Source organism: Pseudodesulfovibrio profundus, assembly GCF_900217235.1.
Lineage (GTDB): Bacteria > Desulfobacterota > Desulfovibrionia > Desulfovibrionales > Desulfovibrionaceae > Pseudodesulfovibrio > Pseudodesulfovibrio profundus.
This window is the reverse complement of sequence record NZ_LT907975.1, coordinates 388494-412456: the sequence shown is the minus strand read 5'-3', so window position 1 is coordinate 412456 and position 23963 is coordinate 388494. Positions and strand designations below refer to the sequence as shown.

Below are 23963 nucleotides of genomic sequence, written 5' to 3'. Positions count from 1 at the left end.
CCGGCCTTTTTTATTTAAAATCAGTATGGCACGACTTAATACATTCTACCTTGATTCTACCGCATGGCCTAACGAGCCGGATGGATTGGCGTATCTCGAAGGTCCTGAAGCGCGTCATCTCTTAACTGTTCTTCGTACAGAGGCTGGAGATACTGTCCGACTCATTGACGGAGCCGGGAAAGTTGGGTTGTTCTCGCTGGTGGAAGCAGGGAAAAAGCGTGCGATTCTCAAAGCAATAGAAGTCAACACTAGCTCCTCTCATGATAATGGCGTCACACTGGCTATTGGTTGGGGGAAATCGAAGCGTAGGAATTATCTATTTGAAAAGACTGTTGAACTTCAAGGTGATGGTATCATTTTTTGGCCAGCTGCCAGAAGTCAAGGTACTCCTCCTGTCCATCCCAAGGACTCATGGGAGGATAAATGCATCCAAGCTGCAAAACAGTGTGGAAATGTTTTTTTACCCCAACTGGGAGTCTTGAGTAGTATTAACGATTTGAAAGAGCTGACATCCCGTTTCGAGCGCTGTTATCTGGCATGGGAATCGGGAGATGATCACAGTCAGCTTTGCCCGTCGCACCTGACTTCGGGGAAAACGCTCATCGTTATTGGTCCTGAAGGCGGCTTCGACAATCAAGAGGCTGACAAAATCATATCTTTTGGATTTACTCCGGTCACATTGGGAAATTCCATTCTCAGATGGGAAACAGCAGCAACATATTGTTTGAGCCTTGGCTACTATGCCAAACAGGATAGATCATGAAGCTGGAAATTGCAGAATCACAACCATTGGCAGACAGAATTCGTCCCCAAAGTCTGGATGATTTTGTTGGCCAGGGGCACATCCGTAATAGAATTGAAGCATTTACTCAGTCCAAGAGATTGCCAAGCCTTTTGTTGTTTGGCCCTCCTGGTTGTGGGAAATCGACCCTCGCCCTACTCCTTGCGAAATTGACTGGTAAGAAATACTTGCGTGTCAGTGCCCCTGAAGCCGGACTGACGGCGTTGAGAAAAAAGTTGCCGGGGCATGATATTCTGATACTTGATGAGCTGCACCGATTTTCAAAAGCTCAACAGGATTTTTTCCTCCCCATACTGGAATCCGGTGAGATAACCCTGCTGGCTACCACCACGGAAAACCCCTCTTTCAGTGTGACGCGACAATTGCTTTCTCGTCTGCATGTATTGCGACTGAGGACTCTTAGCCGAGAAGAGCTTGAACGAGTTGCACAACGTGGAGCCGAAGAACTCAGCCTTGAGCTTGAAGAAGAGAGTCACAAACTCTTGGCCGCTATGGCTGGGGGGGATGCTCGCACGTTGCTCAATCTGATCGAGTACACCGCCGAGCTTCCTAAAGACAAGAGAACGGCTAAAGCCTTGCGAGAATCGCTGCCGGAAATCGTTGTTCGTGGAGACCGTGACGGGGATTCACATTATGAACTTGCTTCCGCACTGATTAAATCCATTCGGGGAAGTGACCCCGACGCCGCTCTTTACTACTTGGCGTGCTTGCTTGAAAGTGGCGAAGATCCGCGATTTGTTACACGCCGTCTAATTATTTCAGCTTCAGAAGACATTGGATTGGGAGATCCGCACGCACTGACGCATGCCATGTCATGCCATCAGGCAGTTGAAACCATTGGTATGCCCGAAGGATTCATCCCCATGGCTCAGACAGCGGTTTATCTCGCTTTGGCCCCTAAAAGCAATTCCACCTATGCTGCATACAGGACTGCGCAAAAAGAGGTTCGTGACAATGGAGCCAAACCGGTTCCCTTGCATCTGCGCAATGCCACTTCTGCTCTCCAAAGAGAGTGGGGGTATGGACGAGGCTACCTCTATCCGCACAACTTTCCAAAATCATGGGCTGACCAGGATTACCTCCCCAATGAGTTGATCGGCAGACGTTTCTACCACGCCAAGGATCAGGGAGATGAATCAAGGTTGAATTCATGGTTGCGACAGTTCAAGCGTTCCAACAAGTAGCAAACAAAGCCTATGTTGTTAGTTTGAATACAGCTTTTTCCACTCATCAAGGAACAGGATCGCCGTATCCAGTTCTGAAAGCGCGCCCTGCTGTTGGCGGATAGCCCAAACAAGATCTTTGAATGCGACATCCCTGGGCAGCCCAAGTCTATCGGTCAATGCAGTAATCTCTGATGCTAAATGTTCAGGTAAATCTGACAGAACTACGTCTGCATCATTTCGTTGCGGCCACCCTTTCGTGACTTGTTCAGTGAATTGCAACAAAGACTGCATTCGCGACCGATAGGTATGGTCTTCAAGCACCCTTTTACGGGCCTTGGATGTATATTCTTCTCGTTTATCTGGGTTATTTTTGAAGAAATCTATTTTTTCTATCAGCTCTTCCATGGAATTGAATGTTGCCAATTCATCTTCATTGAAAGCTTCATCCATCAGGCTTCGCTTATCAACGAGTTGGAATGCGCCGCAAGCCGCAAGCTCGAAAGTACGTGGATTTATGAAGTCGCCCCCTGTGACCAGATTTTGCGCTTGCACACTTGAGTGAAGGTTCAGATTGATCTTTGTTGCATTGAATATCTTCACACATTCTTCAGGAGAGACTCGGGCACCATTCAACTGAACTAATGGTTCCAGGACATGATCTCCATCCCATTCGGTTCCCCAGATTTTAAAATCAACATGTACCAGTTTCCGAAACGCTATACGACGGTTTGGATACCCGGCTCCCATGAATGAGATAGTGGAACCGAATTTACGCTGTTCAGTGGAAGACAGAGACATCGGCTTATGGAAATCAGGCTGGGCGGCAAGAGGAAGATACAGACCATTAGGTTGACCAATGTTTTTTAGCTCATCAATAAACGGCTGCTTTTGAATGACTGCAAAAATATCGTAAAGAGGGGCAAAAGCTTTCCAGTAGGTAAATAGCTTATAATCCTCCACAAACCACATTGCCGTGGTCACTCCATCGCGACGGAGTCGTTTCAATGCCTGCTGATTGAGTGGAGCTTGAGCTAAAGCCAACACCATATCTGGTTCAAAAGTATCGACTTTGGCGAGTATTGATTGGCTTATCACATTGAGATAGCTGTTTTGCAGGTAACTCAATCTGTCTGTGGTGACCTTCAGATTACTCAACGCATTATACGCGCCATTGAATTCTGGTGCTTCAAAGACTTCTACCAGATGCCCTTCCTGGGCCAATGCAGTGGCGACATACCGTCCGATAGGAAGTGAGCCTCCATAGAGTGGCAATACAACAAGAATACGTAATTGTTTCATTTTATCACTCCATGATGGTTCCAAAGGGAACGAGAGTTGACCAGTCTTTGTCTTGATACAGTTTGCGGATAAAGGGAGTTTCCATTTCTGAAGCGTGAACGTTCTGTCCCGTAAGGAATTGATGAATTATGCTTCGAAAAATCTTTCTATCTTCAGCATGGGAATCTTCACCGGAAGTAGATTCAAAAACAAGACCCAATTCATCAAAGTTACTGATGAAGGTAAGAAGATTATCCGGAGCGTGTGTCCCTTTTTGGGTTACCAAAAACCTATGAAATTCTGGCTTATTAAAGCAATCAAGACATTTCACGTCATATGGGCATGGCTCGCTTTCCAGACATGGAAGGCATGACGTATCAGCTTGAAAAACGGTATGCCCCAAGCCGTAAGGTCCTGTTTCGAAACACCAGGCAGAAGAAAGGAAAAATGCGAGTGTTGGCGTACCCAAATGGGCTGCCAAATGCATGGTGCCTGTGTCCGGTGTAATGAGCAAATCGAGATCGGCTACTACCTCCACAAGCTCCTTCCAATTCGTTTTCCCTGCAAGGTTCACTGTTTTGTCTTGAAGGTGCCTGGGCAGACTTTTAACGACTTTTTTCCCGGCATCCACTTCCCCTTTACTCCCAAGAAGGCATATTGCCGGTGTTTTCAAACTTGAAGCCTTTGTCGTTAGGATCCTTGAGAGAGTCTCTACCGGAAGTGAGCGACGGGATTCACGACCTGAAAGGACAACGCCAACTCCTCCCCCTTTGGGGGTTGCTTGCGGATTGACCTGTGCTGGTGAAATCATATCCGGGCAATAGCCGGCCCAAAAATCCATCAGATTGATCCCCAGCCTCCTGTAGCGGGACCATCGCATCGCCATTGCCGGCCATGTGCCGATTTGCTCCTGACCATTTTTCCAAAAATAACCATGAACAGGCAAATCAGAAAATAGCGCTGCAACCCGAAAGTTTATCGGAGAAAAATTGAGATTGAATACCTCGGAAAAATTCTGCTCACGAAGTGCCTGAAAACTTGATATGTTCTCAAGCAAAACATCCATTGATGCGTGGCTGCTTTTCTCTTTTCCGTGGGCAGCGATAGAATGTACCTTTGTCTCCGGGTAGACGATGCTTGCCAGTGCAGCAAGCGAATGATCTACACAGAGGTGCACCTCACTACCTTCGCGGTTAACAAGAGACTTTACCAACCGTTTGGTTTGGATGAGGTCGCCAAATCTGGCAAGTTGAATAATTAAGTAACGTTTCATTTGGATTCGGTGTTGATGTCAATTAGTTAACGCAAGTCTGGATGATATTGCAAGAAGTAGGCAATTCATGTTTTACATGCGCCTATTCATCCGGTATCAAGAGGCATGCGTTATTACCCGATTTTCGTAAATCTGAAAAATAAGGACTGCTTGGTCGTTGGGGCTGGTGAGGTTGGAAAACGTAAGAGTCAATCCCTCCTTGAAGCCGGAGCAAAATCCGTCTTAATTCTTGATACCAGCGCAGCAGTTTCTGGATTAAAATCCATCCTGGATATGGGGAATGTACAGTTCGAAAGTCGTGAATTTAAAGAAAGCGACCTTGATGGTAAGTTTTTAGTAATGGCTTGTACTTCTAATCAGCAAGTCAACGGCTGGATCAGCCAGCTATGTGAAGACCGTGAAATTCTATGCAATATTGCTGATCAGCCTGAGAAAAGCAGCTTTATAGTTCCGGCTACCTTCAAGCGCGGTGATTTAACCATGGCCATGTCCACGGCAGGAAAAAGCCCGGCCATGGCGCGTCGCATACGTCGTGAGTTGCAGGAGAAATTCGGTGATGAATACGCCCAGATGCTCACACTTATGGGGAGAATTCGTCCCCTTCTACTTGAATTGGGAATGGATACGCAGGATAACACCACTGTATTTCGAGAATTGGTCAATTCCAATCTTCTGCAGGCTCTAGGTAAACATGACCTTGACGCCGCCCGGGAAATACTTGAAGAATCTTTGCCGCAGTCTTTATATGTAAACATTCCGGAGTTACTCGATGGGCTTATTTGAGATTATGCACATCCTCATCATAATGATTTACAGCTTAGGCACGTTGTTGTTTTTGACAGGTGTCTGCACAGCCAATGATCGATTGAAAAAGATTGCTGTCTGGGTAGCTGTTGCCGGTTTCACCCTCAATACTGTAGATCTTGCTGCGATTCTTTTGACAGATTCGGCAGCCATTCTTTCAGGAAAGTTCTATTTCAACATCCTCGCCTGGGCTGTGCTGGGTGTATACTTTTTCCTCTGGTGGCGATTGCGTCTGGAATTTCTGGCTATAACCGCCCTTCCTTTGGCGCTGCTCCTTTTTGTTACATCCATGGCACTGGACGGCATTGTCGTCATCATGCCGCCTGAACTGACAGCATTGTTCTTTGGGCTGCATATCGGAACGCTCATCATCACAATGGGAATGCTGATCATGGCCTTTGGTGCTGGCGCTGCATTTCTCCATTACAACAGAAAGCTCAAGACTAAGGCCGGATTAGCGAGCATGGGGAAGGATATCCCATCGTTGGATAAATTCGATAGAGTCAATAGCCTGGCTGTATCATATGGATTCCCATTGTATACACTGGGACTTTTCTCAACAATCTTCTGGTACTGGATTGCTCCTGACAAGACGTATGCATGGGATGCCATGAAGATAGTCTCCCTGGCAGTCTGGTTCCTTTTCGCTTTTCTCTTTCACCAGCGGCTTGTCATCGGCTGGAGAGGCCGTAAGCCGGCGATACTGACCATATGGGTCTTCATCGGTATGTGTATTTCTCTTATTCACCACACGATTACTTTCAAGGCTCTGCCATGAACAGAAAAATTATACTTATAGGACTCAACCATCGAACTGCAGGCGTTGATGTTCGCGAAAAATTTGCGCTTACCGATGTTGAAAGCGTTGAAAAAGGACTCCTTGCACACTGTCCAGTAGTGGAATGTCTGTGCCTTTCAACATGTAATCGCGTGGAAATTATCGCCATTGCCAAACGCGTTTCCGAGCGTGAGGCTCTGGACTCGATCATAGAGTATTGGGCTGGGATTTGTGGGGGCTCTCCTTCCCTGCTGGTCGAAAATACATACCAGTACACTGACCTGGATGCTGTTAAACATCTTTTCACAGTTGCGTGCAGCTTGGATTCCATGGTTATGGGTGAGCCGCAAATCCTTGGTCAGCTTAAAGATGCATACAGAAAGGCTGTCGAAGAAGGCGCAGCAAAAACAATCATTAATCGAATGCTGCACAAGTCGTTTTCGGTTGCCAAACGTGTGCGTACTGAAACTGCGATCGCTTCAAGCGCAGTTTCGATCAGTTTTGCTGCTGTCGAACTCGCTAAAAAGATTTTTGGTAACCTTGAGGGAACGAAAGCGATGCTCGTCGGGGCTGGTGAAATGGCTGAATTGGCAGCTACTCACCTGTTACAGAATGGCGTTCAGGATATCATCATAGCGAATAGAACGCTTTCCAGAGCCAAGGAATTAGCCAAATCCTTGAATGGTGAACCCATTCAGATAGAAAACATGGCTGACCGGCTGCATGAAGTTGATATCGTGATCAGCTCTACCGGTTCCCCTGTTTCTGTTATCAAGGCTAAAGACGTCAAAGCCGTTCTTAAACGTAGGAAGAATAAGCCTATGTTTTTTATCGATATTGCCGTTCCCCGAGACATAGATCCGAATATCAACCAACTTGATAACGTTTACCTCTACGATATTGATGACTTAAAAGAAGTCGTAGAGGACAACATGGCTCAACGACAGGAAGAAGCTGCAAAAGCTCGGGCGGTAGTTGAAGCCGAAACAGGCACTTTCAGCAACTGGTTGAACTCTCTCGAATTACAACCAACAATTGTCGATTTGGTTGACAAGAACGAAGAAGTCGCCATGAGAGAGTTGGCCAAAACTCTCAAGAAGATAGGGCCGGTAGATGATCGAACACACAAAGCCCTGGAGACACTTGTTTTATCGGTTGGAAGAAAATGTCTTCATGAGCCCATATGCTTCTTGAAGCGACGCACACAGGAAGAAGGCTCTGCGGAACGTTTTATCGACTTGGCGCGAAGGATGTTCAACCTTGATGATGAAGACGTTCCCAGCACCGCGCATATCGACAGAAAAATGAAGACCTGTAGCCCTGAAGACATCGACAGTCTAATAGACGTATCTAAGAATAAGGAACAATAATGCGATCGTATCTTATTGAAGACTTGGTGGAAGCTGACGTTCAAAAAGTAAAAAAAGCCTTCGATGATATGGAGCTGAGAGGACCTCTTGAAGGTATCTATTACCTTCCTTTGCCTGATGATCTTCTCCAGAAAGAACAGATTGATCACAAGGACGAATGTGGTCCATATTTCATGGCTCTCGAAGTGGTTGATGGTGCTTCTGAGATGTCCGAGTTTCAACTCAAACTAGAGCTTTTGACACGTGCCAGAAATAAAATCCGGTGTTCTTGCGTCAATTATGCAACTCCTGAACAGCGTAAGCATATGATTGAATATTTGGACCAGTTCCTGGATGAGCTGGAAATTTCCATTTAGAATGAAAGCGACTTTCGATGATATTCCCCCTTCCCTGCAAGACCTTTTGCCTAAATGGGCACATTTCTGCCTTTATGTAGAGCGCTTCATATCACGTGAGTTGGGGGTCACACTTGAAGGCAAGCGGCTTGTAGTCGGTGTCTCTGGTGGTGTTGATTCGACAGCCTTGCTACTCGCTCTTCATTATCTTTCTTCCCGTAACAACTTTGAGGTCACTACTGTCCATCTAAATCATGAGCTGCGCGATAGTGCAGCCCATGATGCTGCTTGGGTCGATAAATTATCTTCACACCTGAAAGTACCGTGCATCGTCAAATCAGAAAATGTTTCTCGCTTGGCGCAAGAAAATAGTATTGGTATTGAGGAAGCAGGAAGGCTTGCACGATATACGCTTTTTGAGAACGTAAGAACCTCTGAAGGTGCTAATTATGTAGCCTTGGGCCATCATCTCGATGACCTATCAGAAGATGTACTCATGCGTCTTATCAGGGGAACTGGCTGGCCAGGATTATCTGGAATGACAGGCTATGATCCCAAGCGTCAGATTATTCGCCCTTTCCTGACTCTTCCGAAATCAACCCTGATCGCATTTGTGAAGTACCTCACGATCTCGTGGTGTGAAGACGAAACCAATCAGGACACATCCTGGACTCGCAATCGTGTGCGAAATAACTTGATGCCATTGGTGCTCAACGAAAATCCCAATTTTAGAGAGTCTGTCGCACGACTTTGGAAGATTGGTCAAATTGAGCAGGATTATTGGACTGTTAAAACTTCTGAAGCAGATCAGGAGTTGAGTAATGATCTCTTGAAAGATAGCCATCTAGCTCTGCGCCTACGCTTATACAAGCGCTCTCTCGATGATTTAGGTCCTGGTCAGGCGTTGGCGCATACCCTTTTCAAGCTTGATGAAGCATGGATTGAAAAGAAGACAGGCGCAGTTTTCCAGTTCCCAGGTGAAAAAACAGCGACTATTACCCATTCTGGTGTCCTTTTCTCTACCAAGCATTGACTTCCTCAACGTGCCGTTATAAGAGCATGTGATCTTTTGCACAATGTGCCGAAACATCCGTATGGTGTTTCACTCATATCATCAGGAGGAGTATTATGAATATTCTTATTTTTGGCCCCAACGGCTCCGGTAAAGGCACCCAAGGCGACATCGCCAAGGACAAGTACAATCTGGATCACATTGAGTCCGGTGCTATCTTCCGCAAACACATCGGCGGCGGTACCGAACTTGGTCTGAAGGCCAAAGAATTCATCAACAAGGGCGAGCTCGTTCCTGACGATATCACCATTCCCATGGTTCTTGATGTCCTCTCCGGCTCCAATGAAGGTTGGCTGCTCGACGGTTTCCCCCGTTCCCTCGTTCAGGGTGAAAAGCTGTGGGAAGCCCTTCAGAAAGACGGCGTAAAGCTCGACTACGTCATCGAGATCAAGCTGCCTCGCGAAATCGCCAAGGCTCGCATCATGGGTCGCCGCCTCTGCGCCAACAACCCGAACCACCCCAACAACGTTGGTATCCCGGTTATCGCACCTGACGGTGACAAGTGCCGCGTATGTGGTGGAGAACTGTCCGCACGTGAAGATGACCAGGACGAAGAAGCCATCAACAAGCGCCACGACATCTACTACGATGAGGAAACCGGCACCATGGCTGCCTGCAACTTCTACAAGAACATGGAAGGCGCAGAATACAAATTCATCGAACTGAATGGCGAAGATTCCATCGACACCATCAAGGAATACCTGATCAGCCAGCTTGATTAGTATTTCTCAGTAGAGAATGATACAGCCCTGCCGACATCTGTTGGCAGGGCTTTTTTTTGTGTGTCTACTATCTTGATATGTATAGATAGTTAGGGAGCTTAAAATTAGCTCCCTGGATAGTAGCGCCGAAGTCAGAGCTTTGATCTCCTATATTGGCTATCACCTCATACCCTTCTTTCTCAACCAATTGCTGAACTACTTTGGTTTTGTGCTCAAGCGCTGTCAAATCCTTATCCCAGGCTTCTTTGAAGAAAACCATTGTTGCTCCATGTATGCCTCTTTTTTCGAGGTTGCGCATGGTCTGAGCTCGTTGAAAAACATTTCTGCCAGTGACAATAAAGATATCCACACCATCAACGTATTTCAAATACAACTTCAGTATCGGTTCAACAGCGGGGATTTCGGCAGAATCAACCCATCTCTTCCATACGCTTGGAATAAATCTATAGCCTGTCTTTTGATACATGGGTTGATTATTCAAAAGAGTCTCATCAATATCGAAAATAATAGCTGGCCGGATATACTTTTTATTTTTAAGGGATCTGGCAATATAATCATCTGCTTCTGCAGCAACTAATTTCACATCCCTCATGTAAGCGCCCTTTTCGTAATATCGAGCAACATTAAAAAGATTTTCCTGCAAATTAACAGGATATTGCACATCAGTTGTTGAACGAGATGCACAACCAGCACCTGTAATGAAGACCATAACCAACAAAGCAGTAATTGAATGTTTCATGATGGCTACTTAACAAAAAAAGGGGAAGGACAGCTAGTCCTTCCCCTTTTTTATTATTTTAGTTTCTAATCGGTTACGCTTCGACGGCTTCCTCTTCTTCTGGCATGGCGCTGGGGCCAAATCCCAAGAGGATCGGGCTCGCGACAAAGATTGAAGAATAAGTACCAACAAATACACCAATCAGAAGTGCCAGAGCGAAGTCGTGAATAACGGCTCCACCAAGTACGTACAGACAAGCGACAACAAGCAATGTCGTCAATGAAGTCATGATTGTACGCGACAGGGTCTGGTTGATTGAGCGGTTGATGACAGCACCGAAGGACTCGGTGTTCTTTCGGGCGAGGTTGTTTTCGCGGATACGATCAAATACGATGATGGTATCGTTGAGCGAGTAACCAATAATCGTCAGCAACGCCGCAATAATGGTCAAATCGAACTCTTTTCCAAGAATCGAGAAGATACCAACTGTGATAGTCACATCATGAATTAAAGCGGCGACGGCACCGAGCGCATAATTGAGCTTGAGATACCAACAAAGGCCGATGGTGACAGCCATGGCAACGACGATGAGCCAGCCCATATCCAAACCGGTCAGACCGACACCATAAATGGTTCCACCAAGTGCAGCAGCCATAATTCCAGCAGCAGTCCAACGCTGTTCAAAGCGGCCTGAGATGTACACGGCAATGATCAGTACAGCGTAGAACAAAGCCTCAAGGGCTTTAGCTCTGAGGTCTGCACCGACCTTGGGGCCGACCATTTCCAGGCGTTGAATCTCGAAGCCATCGGCTCCCAGATCTCCGGTCAGAGCGTCAGAAACTTTCGTTCTGACTTCCTGAGAAGAGATATTAGAGCTTGATGTACGAATCAGGTATTCATGATCACCCTCGAGGCCCAATGTCTGTACGACCATTCCGGGAAGATCCACATCATTCATGGCTTCTTTTATGACGTTTACATCGTTGGCCTTATCAGCCTTGACTTGAACAATCATACCACCGGCAAAGTCGATACCGTATTTGGGGCCACCTTTAATGAGAAGTGACCCTAGGCCTGCCAAAATGACAATCGCTGAAACAACGAACGCGATCTTCTTCAAGCCGATAAAATCGACTTGCGTATTTGATTTGATTAATTGAAGTCCCATGATCGTCCCCTTAAATGCTCAGCTTGTCGGTTTCGGAACGGCCTTTTGTGTACAGATCGAAAAGGATTCGAGACACAAAAATAGCCGTAAACATGGATGTAATAATGCCAAGCGTAAGCGTTACCGCAAAACCACGAACCGGGCCTGTACCGAATTGGTAAAGGATAATGGCCGCAATAACAGTGGTTACGTTAGCATCCAGGATGGTCAGGGTTGCTTTGCTGTACCCTTCGGCAATGGCGGCTCTAGCAGTCAATCCTCGACGTAGTTCCTCACGGATACGTTCAAAGATAATGACGTTAGCGTCAACAGCCATACCGATAGTCAGGATGATACCTGCAATACCAGGCAGAGTGAGTGTTGCTCCAAAGGCTGCGAGGCCACCAAGAATCAACATGATATTCAAGCAAAGTACAACGTCTGCCACAAATCCGGCAAAGCCGTAGTAAATGACCATGAAAATGAGGACCATACCCATGCCAAGCATGGCGGACATGATACCTTTATCAATAGATTCCTGTCCAAGAGACGGGCCAACAGAGCGCTGCTCAAGGATGTCAACAGGAGCAGGCAAAGAACCGGCTCGAAGCACGACAGCGAGATCACGGGCTTCATCACGAGTGAAGTTGCCGGTGATGGATGCGCGGCCGCCGGAGATCTTTTCCTGAATGACCGGTGCTGAGTAAACTTTACCATCCAGCACAATGGCCATACGCTTGTTTACGTTATCACCTGTCAGGTTGGCAAAAATAGTTCCACCGCGAGCATTAAATGTAATGGATACGTAAGGCTGATTCCAGGTGTCCAACTGGACCTTGGCGTCCGAGATGTACTCACCTGTCAACACGGCATCCTTCTTAACGACGATCGGTGTTTCAGAGTAAGAACCATCAGGGAGTTTGTTCATGAGAACGGAAAGCTCACGCCCAGGAGCCACAATCCCTTTGAGAGCTTTTTCAATATCAGCAGCATCGTCCACCATCTTGAACTCGAGGTGTGCGGTCTGACCAATGATATTAATGGCTCTTTCCGGGTCCTGCAGTCCAGGCAACTGAATCTGAATACGATTCCCCTGCTGCTTGCGGATATCTGGTTCAGCCACGCCGAATTGATCTATTCGGTTACGGATAGTCTTGATGGCTTGATCCAGGGTCAGCTTAGTCATTTCTTCTTTGTATTGGGGAGAAACGGCTAAAATATACTTAATTTTTCCACCGTCCAGTGACTCGGTCGATTCAACGTTGAAGGGGCTGTAATCGTTTACAGCACTTTCAAACTGATCTTTTTGGTCACCTTTGAGTAGGGTCATTTCAATCCGACTGTCGGACAAAACAGTTGGACGTAAGACAAAAACTTCTTCGTCCCTTGCAGTTGCCTTGAGATCATCACCGAGGCGAGCAAGATTGTTTTGCATGGCAGTGTCCATATCGACACCAAGAGTCAGGTGGATACCACCCTTCAGGTCCAGACCGAGATTGACCGCGTCGCCAGGTAGTATGTTTGCGAGCGACGACCCTGCAACGCCGGGAATGGAAGGCAACATGTAGCCAAGTCCAATCGCCAGTACGATCAGGGTTGTGATGATTCTTATGCGCAGACTCTGCATGAATTCTCCCTTAATACGAACAAGTTACAACCGGATTTCTAAACTTCATCAAACATAAGCGCGGACCAGGCCACTTTTACAGTGGTCCGGTCCGCACGGAAGTCCATTTCCGGTTGTCAAGCCTACTTCTTCTTTTCGTCTGCAGCGGGCTTGCCGTCTTTGTCGGCGACGAAACCACGCTTAATGACAACATTGACTCCCTGGGCAATTTCGATAGTGAGGTTGTCACCGTCAATTTCGGAAATAGTGCCGAGGATGCCGCCATTGGTCCAGACCTTGTCACCCTTCTTCAGGGCGTCCAGCATGGCTTTGTGCTGTTTTTGCTTCTTTTGCTGCGGGCGGATGAGCAGGAAGTAAAAGATAGCGAACATCAAAACCAGCATCGGCAGCGGACCACCAAGAATACCAGCCAGTCCACCGGGCGCGCCTCCACCACCAGCAGGCGGAGCCATTGCGTAGGCTACGGAATCGAAGAACATAGTTCCTCCAAACAGGGTAATAAAGTTCATCAACTTAAAGCTGTTAACACGCAACGTACAAGTTGCCGTAAGGACGATGAGAGAAAGGTCGTATCTTTACGAAGCTCTCATCCATAATTTCTTTACTGTCCAGCTTCAGTTCTTTGGCGTAGTCTTCGACAAGTTCCTTAATTATTTCAAGATCATCCGAGTCAACCGGCTGCGCTTGCAAACCGGGCCCCAGTTGATATTCAGGCACCTCGCCGCGGACATAAATTACGCCGCCATGCATCCCTGTTCCGAGACTTCGTCCCGCAACAGGCGCATCAGGCTTATCAGAAAACATACCCAAGAGCAAAATAATTCCGCCAGCCATATATTCACCGAGGAAGTCGCCAGCCTTGCCGCCCACGACAATTTTAGGCTGATGATCAAGGTAGGCTTTCATATGTATTCCGACCCTATACCCTACGTCACCCTGGATAAAAATATCACCACCGCGCATTGCGTAACCAATGACATCGCCAGCAAGTCCTTCGATGACAATTCGACCTCCGTCCATGGTGTTTCCGACCCCATCCTGCGCATTGTTATGAATGCGGATATAGGGACCGCGCATAAAAGCTGCCAAATCCTGGCCTGGCACACCATAAATGTCGAATTTTATATCACCTTCAAGGGCAGTCCCAATATACCGTTGACCGTTGCAATCCTTAAGGATGAAGTGGTTCACACCATCTTCGATGCAGGCTCGGATTTCTTCATTGAACTGCTTATAATATGTACGCCCTGCGGTCAGGGTTTTCTGTTTTCTTTTGGTGACCATCTAATCCTCCATATCCACGATGACTGGTTCACCGGCCTTGGGCATCCACACCCTGTCAAGTTCTGGACATACATCTCTGACTGCAGACTCTTCACTGGACATGAAAATCATGTCATCTTTTTCTGCAACCAGAAGCGGGCGCAGCTTAATGCGATCGTTTAGCCCCATCAGACGATTGTTGTCTGCAACCAGAATAGCAAAGGGACCATTCAGCATCCCCGGGCCATAGGTGGCTCTGAGAGTTGTGTACAATTCCTTGTCCTGATCATCCATCTTCTCAATTTCATCCCAGAACGGAGGAGCAAAACACTTGGCTGCCAGCTCCCACGACAGACCATGTTTACGAATAAGCAAGTCAAGCTCATAGGCAACAACTTCGGTATCCGTCATCATGGTGCAGAGATAGTCATGCTCGCAAAGGTAACGTCTGTTGATACCGTAGGATGAGATCTCACCATTATGCACGATTGACCAGTTAAGAATGGTGAACGGATGCGCTCCACCCCACCAACCGGGGGTGTTCGTCGGAAAGCGGTTATGACCAGTCCAGATGTACGCCTTGTACTCTTCAAGTCGAAAAAGTTCGGCTATCTCTTCAGGAAAGCCAACACCCTTGAATGCTCCCATATTTTTGCCGCTCGATACAACAAATGCTCCGGGAATGGATGTGTTGATTTTCATGACAACAGCAACAACATAGTCTTCCTCACCCAATTCAGCGAATTCGTTATCCGGCCTTTCGGGGACAGTGACGAAATACCTATTGAACTCGGGAGGATTTGGGATTGCCAGTGTCTTGCGTGTAGGAATCGGCTCGTAATGATGCATGTCAAAGTACTTTCGCAGCAACTCTTCGGAAGCCGGAATTGCCGAACTATTGTCATACATCATGTGGAAACAGTAGTGATCCGCGTGATCTGGATAGATTCCATAAGCAGCAAATCCGCCACCAAGGCCGTTACCTCTATCGTGCATGCACGTCATGGCTTGAATCGGCATGTCGCCGGGAATCAAGCCTCGCTTTTTATTAATCACTCCGAATATGCCACATCCGGAAATGTCTTTTTCAAAGTCGTAATATCTATCAGGCGCTTTCATGTATTCCTCTCTCTAGTCCTGCTCTTCCCAACCCGGATTCCAGGTTTCCTTGAAGAAATCATCGGGCCACATAAGAACATCCGGTTCACCGGCCAGAATCTGTTTCTTGGCATCTTCTGGAACAGCCATCTGGAACTTGACGAACGCTGTGTACATTCCAGCCATGTCAATATCCCCAACCAGCACATATCCAACCATCCGATCATTTTTGAAAACCAATTTGCGGTAGCTTTTTTTCTTTTGATCCAAAGAAGTAGCCACTTCGTATGAGGCATCATTTTCGGGAGGGTTAACGGTACCGACGGAAATTGTTGGCAAGCCGTAAAATGAAATAGAATTCATGGCGAGGGAGCCAGTAAATTCAATACAGGAGCCTGCCATGTTTTTACCTGCGCAGAATCCTTGATTATACGCATTAGTCCAGATGGGAATTACTCGATCATCGCCGAACAGCAGGTCCTTGGCTTGTGCAACGTCGCCTGCGGCAAAAACGCCTTCAGCGCTGGTGCACATGTTGTCGTCGACTTTGATACCTCGGTCCACTTCAATGCCGGAGTCTTTGGCCAAATTGTAGTTGGGAACGACACCGATCGCGATAACAACCGCATCTGCCTGGAGAAAATCTCCGTCAGTCAGGTGAACACCTTTAAGGTTGCCATCAGAATCGCGTTGAATCTCCTTGGCGCTCACTCCACATCGAACATTGAGTCCAACTTCTTCGAGGCGTGCTCCAGCGAGAGAAGCTGCATTTTCATCGAATGCCAGACTCAGGATTCGAGGAGATAGCTCAAGAATGGTCACGTCCACTCCCCTGTCGAAAAGGGATTCGCCAGCTTTCAGGCCGATGAGTCCACCACCGATGACCACTGCCCTTTTTATGTCCTTCGCTTTAGATATAAGCTGCTGAGCGTGATCAAGGTTAGTGAAGTTATACACATCAACGCCATCCGAGCCAGGAATCGGCGGTGTGAAAGGGATGCCACCTGTTGCTATGAGCAGGTTATCGAAGCCAATGGATTCACCTTTATCAGTCGAGACAGTCTTGGCGCTCGTATCGATCCCGGTCACTGTCGTGCCAAGCTTAAGCGTCACATTAGATTTTTCGTAAAACTCCTTGGGACGAAGAGACAAACGTTCTGGCCCAATCTTGCCTGCCAACAGGTAGGAAATCAGTGGGCGTCCGTATGCAGGAGAATCTTCAGAACCGATAACCAGTATTTCGTTTTCGGTGTCGACTTTGCGGAAGCCTTCAATGGCGCCGATAGAGGCGATACCGTTGCCGATAATTACATATTTCATGGCAAATCCTAATCTCTCTCTTCGTATTTCAAAGCAGCGTTGGGACAGGCCGAAACACAGGCAGGACCTTCCTCTCTCCCTTCGCACAGATCACATTTGACAATTTTGCCTTCTGTTGGGTGTCTTCTGATGGCTCCGTAGGGACATGCCATAAGGCACGACCAGCACCCAACACACTTTTCCCTGTCATAGACCGTGCGACCTGTTTCAGGGTCTTTATGCAGTCCGCCAGAAATGCAGGCTGCCACACAGGAGGGTTCGTCGCAGTGCCGACAACTGATCGCTACACACGTATCGCCTTTTTCAAAGACACGTTTGCATGCAGACAGTCCGTCTTTTCCACGTTCTTCACGGTAAGCTATGATCAAATCTTTTGATTTTGAGTGAGCTGTGATGCAGGCCAACTCGCAGAGATGGCAACCAATGCAATATTCTTTGTCCGGATAGACTCGTTTCATGTGGTCCTCCGCTTAACGCCCGGCGTGCTTGATGCCGAGAATATCAAGTTCAGTATCAGACAAACCGACACCGCGCAGTTTGTCGCGATTGCCTCTCAGGGACTCAATGGAGTTCAGCCCCATTCCGCCCAACATCTCTTCGATTTCATGTCCCCACGCATTGATGAGGTTGGTCAGCTTCTTCGCTGCGATATCAGGGTTCTGACGCTTGGAAAGCTTGGGATCATTTGTAGCGATGCCCCATGGACACTTACCAGTGTAACAGCGTCCACAAATTGTACATCCGACAGCGATAAGCGTCGCGGTTCCAATGTAAACAGCGTCAGCTCCCAGAGCGATCGCCTTGATGACATCACCAGAACAACGAATACCGCCTGCTGCGACGATCGAAACGTTGTTTCTGATCCCTTCGTCACGGAGGCGCTGGTCAACCTGTGCCAATGCCAACTCAAGCGGGATACCCACGTTGTCACGAATCATGGCCGGTGCTGCGCCTGTACCGCCGCGCATACCATCAACTGTGATGATGTCCGCACCGGCTCGAGCTATACCTGAAGCAATGGCTGCGACATTGTGTACGGCAGCGATCTTAACGGAGACCGGAGCTTTGTACTCGGAAGCTTCTTTCAGAGCATAAATGAGCTGCAACAGGTCTTCGATCGAGTAGATATCGTGATGCGGAGCAGGCGAAATAGCATCGGACCCGATAGGCACCATTCTGGTTTCAGAAACCTTGTCGTTGATTTTCTCACCAGGCAAGTGTCCGCCAATACCTGGCTTTGCTCCCTGCCCTACTTTAATCTCAATTCCGACTCCTGCTTTGAGGTAGTCTCTGTGCACGCCGAAACGCCCTGAAGCGACCTGAACGATGGTGTTCTTTCCATATTTGTAAAGAGACTTATGCAGACCACCTTCACCAGTGTTGTAGGCCGTTCCCGTTGCAGTTGCGGCCCTGGCCATAGCCCGATGAAGGTTGAAGTTGATCGCACCAAAACTCATAGCAGCAAACATGATGGGAACATCAAGTTCGATCTGCGGGGTCAACTTTGTCTTAAGCTCAGGCTTTCCATTGGCACCAGTGGTGATGTTGACCTTTTTGGGCTTTGCTCCCAAGAATGTCTTCAACTCCATTGGCTCACGAAGAGGGTCAATTGATGGATTTGTCACCTGGCTTGCATCCAACAGAATGCGATCCCAGTATACAGGAATATCAACGGGGGATCCCATGCCAGCAAGCAGGACACCACCAGTGTCTGCCTGTTTGTAAATATTCTGGAGAAATACAGGGCGCCACAGATTGTTAGTTCTGAAATCCGAGGGTTTATTTCGGATATTCAATGCTGCAGTGGGACAAAGAGCTTCACAGCGATGGCAGCCAATACATTTTGTATTGTCATGCTCTACTTTTTCGCGGGCCTCATCCCAATAGTGGGCATCATACGAACATTGTCGGACACAAACCTTGCAGTTGATGCAGAGCTTCTCGTCTCGGTCAATGCAAAACTCATGGTAGTTTTTATTGATGGATTGAAACAACAAGACGGGTTTCCTTCTTTGCGTTTTGCCAAAAAAGTAATCTTAGCAACTAAGACCTCTGACGGCTTTTGGTGTTTTTCACATTTAGAGTAAAAATACCCACCCTTGACGGATTAACAACAAACCACATCTATCCAGTTTATGTCAAGAGCCATGTTAAACCACTGCAAACAATGACATAATCACATTTGTCAAAAGAGGAAAACAGGTCTATATCAAGTCATACAGCGAACATTACAGCTACAACTCTACAATTCACACTCGATCGCATCGCTATTTCAGCCTACATTTATGTATCTTGCTCACTGACTAAAATGTTTTTTATGGGAAGTCTCTTATTAATGATAATGAAAGAGCATTGCGTGCCTGAGTATTTGTGCTTGACTCTTTGGGGTTCTATCAATAAGTAACAACACATGCATAACAATTTTGACCGCTTTAGCTTCTTTTCCTTTTTTAGCTTTCGCTTTTTTAGAAGCGCCTGCGGTCTTGGTGTGTGTGCATAATCAATAATTAAAGTACATAATCAACAAGGGTCGCAGGCGTTAAGCCGGCGACCCTTTTTCTTTGCCCTACGCCGGCTTGACGACTCGCCCCACAAAGAGAGAGGTAAGGATTATGATGTTGGGTTTAGGTAGCGTCGAAATAGCATTGGCGTTTTGGTTGAGTATAGCATCCGCCCTGCTGTGTGTTGTTTACGGAATTGTGAACTGGAACAATACAGGCAAAAGCGATTCCGGGGAGGATGTGTAAATGGAAGGCAAATTACTTGGAATCGCTTTATATCTCATCGTTATTTTCTATCTTGGCCTCAAAGCATGGCAACGAACAAAAGTCTCCACAGACTACATGCTGGCAGGCCGACAAATGAATCCATTCATATTAGCCATGTCCTATGGCGCGACATTTGTTTCCACTTCAGCGATCGTTGGTTTTGGCGGGGTTTCCGGCATGTTTGGAATGTCCCTGCTTTGGTTGACCTTTCTTACAATTTTTGTGGGCATCTTCATTGCCATGGTCTTTTTCGGAAAAAGAACCCGGCGAATGGGGCTGGCTCTGGATTCTCATACTTTTCCCGAATTCCTCGGACGTCGATACAATTCCAAGTTCATCCAACAGTTCACAGGCGGCATAATCTTCATCTTCATTCCCGTCTATGCTGCTGCAGTGTTAATCGGTATTTGCCGTATGCTTGAAGTCGCTTTCCCGGCTGTGAGCTACGGAGCATGGCTGGTTATCGTTACGGCCCTTGTTGCCATGTATGTCATCACAGGCGGATTGAAAGCAGTCATGTACACTGATGCCTTTCAGGGCAGCATCATGGCTGTCATGATGGTAATCCTTGTCGTGACAACATACTCAATGCTCGGAGGTGTCACAGAAGCACATCAGGCTCTTACGGATATGGTCAACCTTATCCCGGAGAAACTGATTAAAGGCGGACTTACCGGGTGGACAGAAGGACCTGCTGTCAAATCCCCGATTGGCCTTACAATTTATACGACGATTATTTATGGTGTTGGAATCGGTGTGCTTGCTCAGCCACAACTGGCCATTCGCTATATGACCGTACCTTCTGATCGTGAACTGAACCGAGCTGTTGCAATTGGCGGCATCTTCATTCTTTTGCTCACAGGAGTTGCGTTTGTAACTGGTGCACTTTCCAACGTCATCTTCTACAAGGAGTTCGGAAAGATCTCCATCGCAATAGCTGAAGGCAATTTTGATAAAATCATTCCAATCTACATCGACAAAATAATGCCCGGATGGTTCTCTGGTTTGTTCCTCGTCGCCATGTTTGCCGCCGCGATGTCAACCATGAGTTCCCAATATCACGTTGGTGGGACATCACTGTCTCGCGACTTCCTGGAGCAGCATGTGAAGATTGGAAATAGTGGTTCTGCAATGAAGCTGAACCGACTGGGAGTCACTATCACTGTTGTAGCGACACTGGTTTGGGCATGGCTTCTTCCTGGCGGAGTCATAGCTCGTGCAACTGCATTCTTCTTCGGTTTGTGCGCAGCTTCATTCCTCCCCATTTATGTCTTGGGACTTTACTGGAAAGGAATGACAAAAACCGGAGCCAAGGTTTCCATGGTCGGCGGCTTTGCTATTTCCATGTTCTGGCTCCTTTTCATCCACCTCAAGGAAGCCAAGCCCATCGGTCTCTGTGAAGCCTTGACCGGTAAGGTGACTCTCGTCGCCGATGCCACACCAATGTCTTGGATGTGGTTGCTTCAGTGGGTTGATCCCAATGTTGTTGCCCTTCCCTTCTCACTGTGCCTGGCCATTGGAGTCAGTCTCGCGACCCGACGATTGAAGCAGAGTCACTTGAAAGCCTGTTGGGCCGGTTTCTAGTATCACTTCAAGCAACGTAATAATTTGAACGCCGGATCACTCAGATTCGGCGTTCTTTTGTATTCCGTGTTTGACAGCTAGGGGTTGGAAGGACAATAACAATTCAACTCAAACGAAAAGGATTGGATCAAGATAATGAGAAAAATTGATGTAAATGTTAAATTTCTTCATGAAGTTTGGAAAGAAAACACTCTTGAATATGCGACTCCTCATTCAGCCGGACTCGACTTGAGAGCTTGCATTGATGAAGAAGATCTGGAGATTTCCCCAGGTGAACGTGCAACCATTCCTGCAGGTATTGCCATTGAAGTCTGTGACCCTAGCATGGCGGGTTATATTTTTTCTCGAAGCGGCTTGGGTACAAAGGAAGGATTGACCGTCAGCCAGGGGGTTGGCGTCATCGACCCTGATTACCGTGGTGAAATCAAGGTTTCATTACTGAACACATCAAATGAAGTTCGAAAGATTCAACGCGGTCAGCGGATTGCTCAGTTAGTCTTTATGCCGATATTCCAAGGCATCATCAATCCTGTAGAAGAATTGGGATCAACTGACAGAGGTGTCGGCGGGTTTGGGTCAACCGGGAAATTGTAATGGGAAATGTTATGAGCAATAAATTTGACGCAATAAAAGAGCGGGAATCCAACCTTCTTTGCAATACCTATGGCCGCTACCCCATAGCCATATCCAAAGCCAAAGGTTCTCGCTTGTATGATCTGGACAACAACGAGTATATCGACTTTTTATCCGGTATCGCTGTTTGCAGTCTTGGGCATTCGAGAGATGATCTTGCAGACGTCATGTCTGAACAAGCCCGAAAACTGGTACATATTTCCAACTTGTTCTATCAGGAGCCACAACTGGAACTGGCTGAGAAATTGCTTTCGACATGTGCTGCGGGAAAGGTCTTTTTCAGTAACTCTGGTGCGGAGGCGAACGAAGGGGCTATCAAACTGGCCCGCCGATATATGCGCAAGGTCAGAAAAACTGATCGATACGAAATTATCACCTTAGAGAAATCGTTCCATGGTCGAACTCTGTCAACCCTGACCGCAACAGGTCAGGAAGGACCGATCAAAGACGGTTTCTCCCCCCTTCCAGACGGTTTTGTCACCGTTCCATTTGGTAACATGAACGCTTTACGAGGCGCTGTTGGTCAAAATACGGCGGCGATCATGATCGAAATGGTTCAGGGGGAAGGTGGCGTACGCCCTCTCCCAACTGAATACGTTCGAGATATCGTTGATCTTTGCAAGGAAAACGGATTGTTACTCATAGTTGATGAGGTGCAGACAGGTCTTTGTCGTACCGGACGTTTCTGGGCCCATCAGCACTACGGTATACAGCCGGACATCTTCACTTCCGCCAAGGCGTTGGCCAACGGTCTCCCCATGGGCGCTGTGCTCTGCTCAGATGAAGTTGCCAAAGGTTTTGAGCCGGGCTCTCATGCGACGACCTTCGGTGGTGGCGGTGTCGTTTCAGCGGTTGCTTCCAAAGTAATTGATATTATGCTTGAAGAGCGCCTGGCAGAGCGTGCTATTGCGTTAGGGCAACTCGCAACAGAGGAGATTGAGCGCATTCGTATCAAGCACCCCGACAAGATAGTCGGCTCGCGTGGATTGGGCCTTCTTTTCGGCATTGAGCTTGCGTTTAACGGAACAGAAGTCTGGAAGCGTTTACTTGCCAAGCGCATAATATGTAATTTGACCCAGGGGACAATCCTGCGCCTTGTTCCTCCTCTTACAATAGAAGAGGACGACATCCGTACGTTTGTAAACGAACTGGACAGCATTCTTGGTGAGGTGGACGCATCTTGACCACATGAAGGCAAGCACGTATTCTCTTAATTAGAGGTTACTGAGATGTCAGATATTGGAGCACTGGAATCGATCAGCGAGTATGCGCCAAATCGATTTGAAGAAAAACGGGATGAAGTAGAACCCGTCAGAGAAGAGCCAAAGGAGCAAATCCAGGCAGCTCCAGTGAAAGCCCATATGGAACAACAAGATCAAAAGACCACTATACAAGCCTTTCAATATACTGGGAAAGGCTCATTTATTGACAAAGTATTCTAGTATTAAATGAAGGGGCTGTACCAGATAACTCCTTTGGGTTATCGGTATGGCAATGCGAAAAAGTCGTTTGAGCAAGGACAAGCAGCTTCGTTTAATCGAACATTTTGTGGCTGGCACGACAGCTCGTTGCGCTGCCGATCTGGTTGGTGTGAACGTCAAAACAGCCGCCTATTACTTTCACCGGCTCCGGGAAATCATAGCGGTAGAAGAGTCCTGTGAAGGGATGGATTTTGGCGAATTTGAGGTCGATGAGAGCTACTTCGGTGGCAAGCGAAAGGGCAAAAGAGGACGTGGGGCGGCTGGTAAGGTTCCTGTTTTTGGAATCCTTAAAAGGGGCGGGAAGGTCTATACACAGGTGATTCCTGATGCGAAAGGTAAAACCTTGCTTCCCATTATTCAGGAAAGAATCCAGCCAGACAGTGTGGTTTACTCGGACTGCTGGTATGGCTACAATGTCCTTGATGTGTCAGCGTTCAAACACTTCCGAATCAACCACTCGAAGCTGTTTGCAGATAGCCACAACCACATCAATGGAATCGAGAATTTTTGGAACCAGGCCAAACGCCATATGAGGAAATTCAACGGCATTCCAACCAAGCATTTTTCTCTGTTTTTAAAGGAATGCGAGTGGCGTTTTAATAACAGCAATCCGCGAAGCCAGTTTAAACAACTGAAACAGTGGGTTAGAAGACATATGGGCTAGTTATCTGGTACAGCCCCTAAATGAATTGCGTTATTACCGGCCGGGAGCACAGGCTCCCGG

The 23963-nt window shown here is 47.3% G+C and carries 25 protein-coding genes; 14 read left to right on the top strand and 11 right to left on the bottom strand.

What is annotated here, in order from left to right; genetic code table 11:
* Positions 1 to 25: 25 nt before the first annotated feature.
* Positions 26 to 763 carry an RsmE family RNA methyltransferase gene (locus tag DPRO_RS02005; protein ID WP_097010573.1) on the top strand — a complete coding sequence of 246 codons (738 nt, stop codon included), beginning with the start codon at positions 26 to 28 and terminating at the stop codon, positions 761 to 763.
* Positions 760 to 1986, top strand: a complete 1227-nt coding sequence (locus DPRO_RS02000) for a replication-associated recombination protein A (protein ID WP_097010572.1) — start codon at positions 760 to 762, stop codon at positions 1984 to 1986. The genes DPRO_RS02005 and DPRO_RS02000 overlap by 4 nt, the downstream gene beginning before the upstream one ends.
* A gap of 18 nt (positions 1987 to 2004) precedes the next feature.
* On the opposite strand, the gene DPRO_RS01995 is transcribed toward DPRO_RS02000, so the two are convergent.
* Both DPRO_RS01995 and DPRO_RS01990 read right to left on the bottom strand, forming a co-directional pair.
* Complete coding sequence (locus tag DPRO_RS01995) at positions 2005 to 3267, bottom strand: CgeB family protein (protein WP_097010571.1); 1263 nt, start codon at positions 3265 to 3267, stop codon at positions 2005 to 2007.
* 4 nt (positions 3268 to 3271) lie between these two features.
* Complete coding sequence (locus tag DPRO_RS01990; RefSeq protein WP_097010570.1) at positions 3272 to 4519, bottom strand: glycosyltransferase family 9 protein; 1248 nt, start codon at positions 4517 to 4519, stop codon at positions 3272 to 3274.
* Between the two features lie 105 nt (positions 4520 to 4624).
* Here DPRO_RS01990 and DPRO_RS01985 point away from each other — a divergent pair, with 105 nt between their 5' ends.
* The 6 genes from DPRO_RS01985 to DPRO_RS01960 all read left to right on the top strand — a co-directional run bounded on the left by DPRO_RS01985 (position 4625) and on the right by DPRO_RS01960 (position 9600).
* Complete coding sequence (locus DPRO_RS01985) at positions 4625 to 5302, top strand: precorrin-2 dehydrogenase/sirohydrochlorin ferrochelatase family protein (protein WP_097010569.1); 678 nt, start codon at positions 4625 to 4627, stop codon at positions 5300 to 5302.
* Entirely contained in the window at positions 5289 to 6101 is an 813-nt protein-coding gene (ccsA, locus tag DPRO_RS01980) for a cytochrome c biogenesis protein CcsA (RefSeq protein ID WP_097010568.1), read from the top strand. Before DPRO_RS01985 ends, ccsA begins: the two co-directional genes overlap by 14 nt.
* Entirely contained in the window at positions 6098 to 7471 is a 1374-nt protein-coding gene (gene hemA, locus DPRO_RS01975; protein ID WP_097010567.1) for a glutamyl-tRNA reductase, read from the top strand. Before ccsA ends, hemA begins: the two co-directional genes overlap by 4 nt.
* Positions 7472 to 7497: 26 nt before the next feature.
* Positions 7498 to 7827, top strand: a complete 330-nt coding sequence (locus DPRO_RS01970) for a hypothetical protein (RefSeq protein WP_322788582.1) — start codon at positions 7498 to 7500, stop codon at positions 7825 to 7827.
* 1 nt (position 7828) lies between these two features.
* Positions 7829 to 8839 carry a tRNA lysidine(34) synthetase TilS gene (gene tilS, locus DPRO_RS01965; protein WP_097010565.1) on the top strand — a complete coding sequence of 337 codons (1011 nt, stop codon included), beginning with the start codon at positions 7829 to 7831 and terminating at the stop codon, positions 8837 to 8839.
* 95 nt (positions 8840 to 8934) lie between these two features.
* Positions 8935 to 9600 carry an adenylate kinase gene (locus DPRO_RS01960; protein ID WP_097010564.1) on the top strand — a complete coding sequence of 222 codons (666 nt, stop codon included), beginning with the start codon at positions 8935 to 8937 and terminating at the stop codon, positions 9598 to 9600.
* Positions 9601 to 9667: 67 nt separating this feature from the next.
* Here the strand turns inward: DPRO_RS01960 and DPRO_RS01955 are convergent, their stop codons facing one another.
* The 9 genes from DPRO_RS01955 to DPRO_RS01915 form a co-directional block, all read right to left on the bottom strand.
* On the bottom strand, positions 9668 to 10339 hold the full coding sequence (locus DPRO_RS01955; protein WP_097010563.1) for an HAD family acid phosphatase: 672 nt from the start codon (positions 10337 to 10339) through the stop codon (positions 9668 to 9670).
* A 73-nt stretch (positions 10340 to 10412) separates the two neighbouring features.
* Positions 10413 to 11486, bottom strand: a complete 1074-nt coding sequence (secF, locus tag DPRO_RS01950; protein WP_097010562.1) for a protein translocase subunit SecF — start codon at positions 11484 to 11486, stop codon at positions 10413 to 10415.
* Positions 11487 to 11496: 10 nt separating this feature from the next.
* Positions 11497 to 13092 (bottom strand): protein translocase subunit SecD, encoded by a 1596-nt coding sequence (gene secD, locus DPRO_RS01945; RefSeq protein ID WP_097010561.1) that lies wholly within the window; start codon positions 13090 to 13092, stop codon positions 11497 to 11499.
* A gap of 122 nt (positions 13093 to 13214) precedes the next feature.
* Positions 13215 to 13571 carry a preprotein translocase subunit YajC gene (yajC, locus tag DPRO_RS01940; RefSeq protein ID WP_097010560.1) on the bottom strand — a complete coding sequence of 119 codons (357 nt, stop codon included), beginning with the start codon at positions 13569 to 13571 and terminating at the stop codon, positions 13215 to 13217.
* A 43-nt stretch (positions 13572 to 13614) separates the two neighbouring features.
* Positions 13615 to 14376, bottom strand: coding sequence for a GltB/FmdC/FwdC-like GXGXG domain-containing protein (locus DPRO_RS01935; protein WP_097010559.1), 762 nt, complete (start codon positions 14374 to 14376; stop codon positions 13615 to 13617).
* Positions 14377 to 15474 carry a class II glutamine amidotransferase gene (locus tag DPRO_RS01930; RefSeq protein WP_097010558.1) on the bottom strand — a complete coding sequence of 366 codons (1098 nt, stop codon included), beginning with the start codon at positions 15472 to 15474 and terminating at the stop codon, positions 14377 to 14379.
* Positions 15475 to 15486: 12 nt separating this feature from the next.
* Positions 15487 to 16773, bottom strand: a complete 1287-nt coding sequence (locus DPRO_RS01925; RefSeq protein WP_097010557.1) for an NAD(P)/FAD-dependent oxidoreductase — start codon at positions 16771 to 16773, stop codon at positions 15487 to 15489.
* 8 nt (positions 16774 to 16781) lie between these two features.
* Positions 16782 to 17231, bottom strand: a complete 450-nt coding sequence (locus DPRO_RS01920; protein ID WP_097010556.1) for a 4Fe-4S dicluster domain-containing protein — start codon at positions 17229 to 17231, stop codon at positions 16782 to 16784.
* A 12-nt stretch (positions 17232 to 17243) separates the two neighbouring features.
* Positions 17244 to 18770, bottom strand: coding sequence for a glutamate synthase-related protein (locus DPRO_RS01915; RefSeq protein ID WP_097010555.1), 1527 nt, complete (start codon positions 18768 to 18770; stop codon positions 17244 to 17246).
* Positions 18771 to 19385: 615 nt separating this feature from the next.
* Between DPRO_RS01915 and DPRO_RS20690 the strand changes: the two genes are divergently transcribed.
* The 6 genes from DPRO_RS20690 (at position 19386) to DPRO_RS01890 (ending at position 23903) form a co-directional block, all read left to right on the top strand.
* Positions 19386 to 19520, top strand: coding sequence for a symporter small accessory protein (locus DPRO_RS20690; protein WP_407681394.1), 135 nt, complete (start codon positions 19386 to 19388; stop codon positions 19518 to 19520).
* Positions 19521 to 21125 (top strand): sodium:solute symporter family protein, encoded by a 1605-nt coding sequence (locus DPRO_RS01910; RefSeq protein ID WP_097010554.1) that lies wholly within the window; start codon positions 19521 to 19523, stop codon positions 21123 to 21125.
* A gap of 135 nt (positions 21126 to 21260) precedes the next feature.
* Positions 21261 to 21719: a dUTP diphosphatase gene (dut, locus tag DPRO_RS01905; protein ID WP_097010553.1), complete on the top strand. Its 459-nt coding sequence runs from the start codon at positions 21261 to 21263 to the stop codon at positions 21717 to 21719.
* 11 nt (positions 21720 to 21730) lie between these two features.
* The gene (locus DPRO_RS01900; protein ID WP_097013623.1) at positions 21731 to 22942 is read left to right on the top strand and encodes an aspartate aminotransferase family protein; all 1212 of its coding nucleotides are present in this window, start codon (positions 21731 to 21733) and stop codon (positions 22940 to 22942) included.
* A gap of 45 nt (positions 22943 to 22987) precedes the next feature.
* Positions 22988 to 23200 (top strand): hypothetical protein, encoded by a 213-nt coding sequence (locus tag DPRO_RS01895; RefSeq protein ID WP_097010552.1) that lies wholly within the window; start codon positions 22988 to 22990, stop codon positions 23198 to 23200.
* A 52-nt stretch (positions 23201 to 23252) separates the two neighbouring features.
* On the top strand, positions 23253 to 23903 hold the full coding sequence (locus DPRO_RS01890; RefSeq protein WP_097012874.1) for an IS1595 family transposase: 651 nt from the start codon (positions 23253 to 23255) through the stop codon (positions 23901 to 23903).
* Positions 23904 to 23963: the final 60 nt, after the last annotated feature.

Bases quoted from the DNA above. Each gene is read 5' to 3' on its own strand.
- hemA (WP_097010567.1), top strand. From the start codon at position 6,098: ATGAACAGAAAAATTATACTTATAGGACTCAACCATCGAACTGCAGGC.
- DPRO_RS01890 (WP_097012874.1), top strand. From the start codon at position 23,253: ATGCGAAAAAGTCGTTTGAGCAAGGACAAGCAGCTTCGTTTAATCGAA.
- DPRO_RS01895 (WP_097010552.1), top strand. From the start codon at position 22,988: ATGTCAGATATTGGAGCACTGGAATCGATCAGCGAGTATGCGCCAAAT.
- DPRO_RS02000 (WP_097010572.1), top strand. From the start codon at position 760: ATGAAGCTGGAAATTGCAGAATCACAACCATTGGCAGACAGAATTCGT.
- DPRO_RS20690 (WP_407681394.1), top strand. From the start codon at position 19,386: ATGATGTTGGGTTTAGGTAGCGTCGAAATAGCATTGGCGTTTTGGTTG.
- DPRO_RS01990 (WP_097010570.1), bottom strand. From the start codon at position 4,519: ATGAAACGTTACTTAATTATTCAACTTGCCAGATTTGGCGACCTCATC.
- ccsA (WP_097010568.1), top strand. From the start codon at position 5,289: ATGGGCTTATTTGAGATTATGCACATCCTCATCATAATGATTTACAGC.
- secD (WP_097010561.1), bottom strand. From the start codon at position 13,092: ATGCAGAGTCTGCGCATAAGAATCATCACAACCCTGATCGTACTGGCG.
- DPRO_RS01900 (WP_097013623.1), top strand. From the start codon at position 21,731: ATGAGCAATAAATTTGACGCAATAAAAGAGCGGGAATCCAACCTTCTT.
- DPRO_RS01920 (WP_097010556.1), bottom strand. From the start codon at position 17,231: ATGAAACGAGTCTATCCGGACAAAGAATATTGCATTGGTTGCCATCTC.
- DPRO_RS01985 (WP_097010569.1), top strand. From the start codon at position 4,625: ATGCGTTATTACCCGATTTTCGTAAATCTGAAAAATAAGGACTGCTTG.
- DPRO_RS01995 (WP_097010571.1), bottom strand. From the start codon at position 3,267: ATGAAACAATTACGTATTCTTGTTGTATTGCCACTCTATGGAGGCTCA.
- DPRO_RS01935 (WP_097010559.1), bottom strand. From the start codon at position 14,376: ATGGTCACCAAAAGAAAACAGAAAACCCTGACCGCAGGGCGTACATAT.
- yajC (WP_097010560.1), bottom strand. From the start codon at position 13,571: ATGTTCTTCGATTCCGTAGCCTACGCAATGGCTCCGCCTGCTGGTGGT.
- secF (WP_097010562.1), bottom strand. From the start codon at position 11,486: ATGGGACTTCAATTAATCAAATCAAATACGCAAGTCGATTTTATCGGC.
- dut (WP_097010553.1), top strand. From the start codon at position 21,261: ATGAGAAAAATTGATGTAAATGTTAAATTTCTTCATGAAGTTTGGAAA.
- DPRO_RS01960 (WP_097010564.1), top strand. From the start codon at position 8,935: ATGAATATTCTTATTTTTGGCCCCAACGGCTCCGGTAAAGGCACCCAA.
- DPRO_RS01930 (WP_097010558.1), bottom strand. From the start codon at position 15,474: ATGAAAGCGCCTGATAGATATTACGACTTTGAAAAAGACATTTCCGGA.
- tilS (WP_097010565.1), top strand. From the start codon at position 7,829: ATGAAAGCGACTTTCGATGATATTCCCCCTTCCCTGCAAGACCTTTTG.
- DPRO_RS01925 (WP_097010557.1), bottom strand. From the start codon at position 16,773: ATGAAATATGTAATTATCGGCAACGGTATCGCCTCTATCGGCGCCATT.
- DPRO_RS01955 (WP_097010563.1), bottom strand. From the start codon at position 10,339: ATGAAACATTCAATTACTGCTTTGTTGGTTATGGTCTTCATTACAGGT.
- DPRO_RS02005 (WP_097010573.1), top strand. From the start codon at position 26: ATGGCACGACTTAATACATTCTACCTTGATTCTACCGCATGGCCTAAC.
- DPRO_RS01910 (WP_097010554.1), top strand. From the start codon at position 19,521: ATGGAAGGCAAATTACTTGGAATCGCTTTATATCTCATCGTTATTTTC.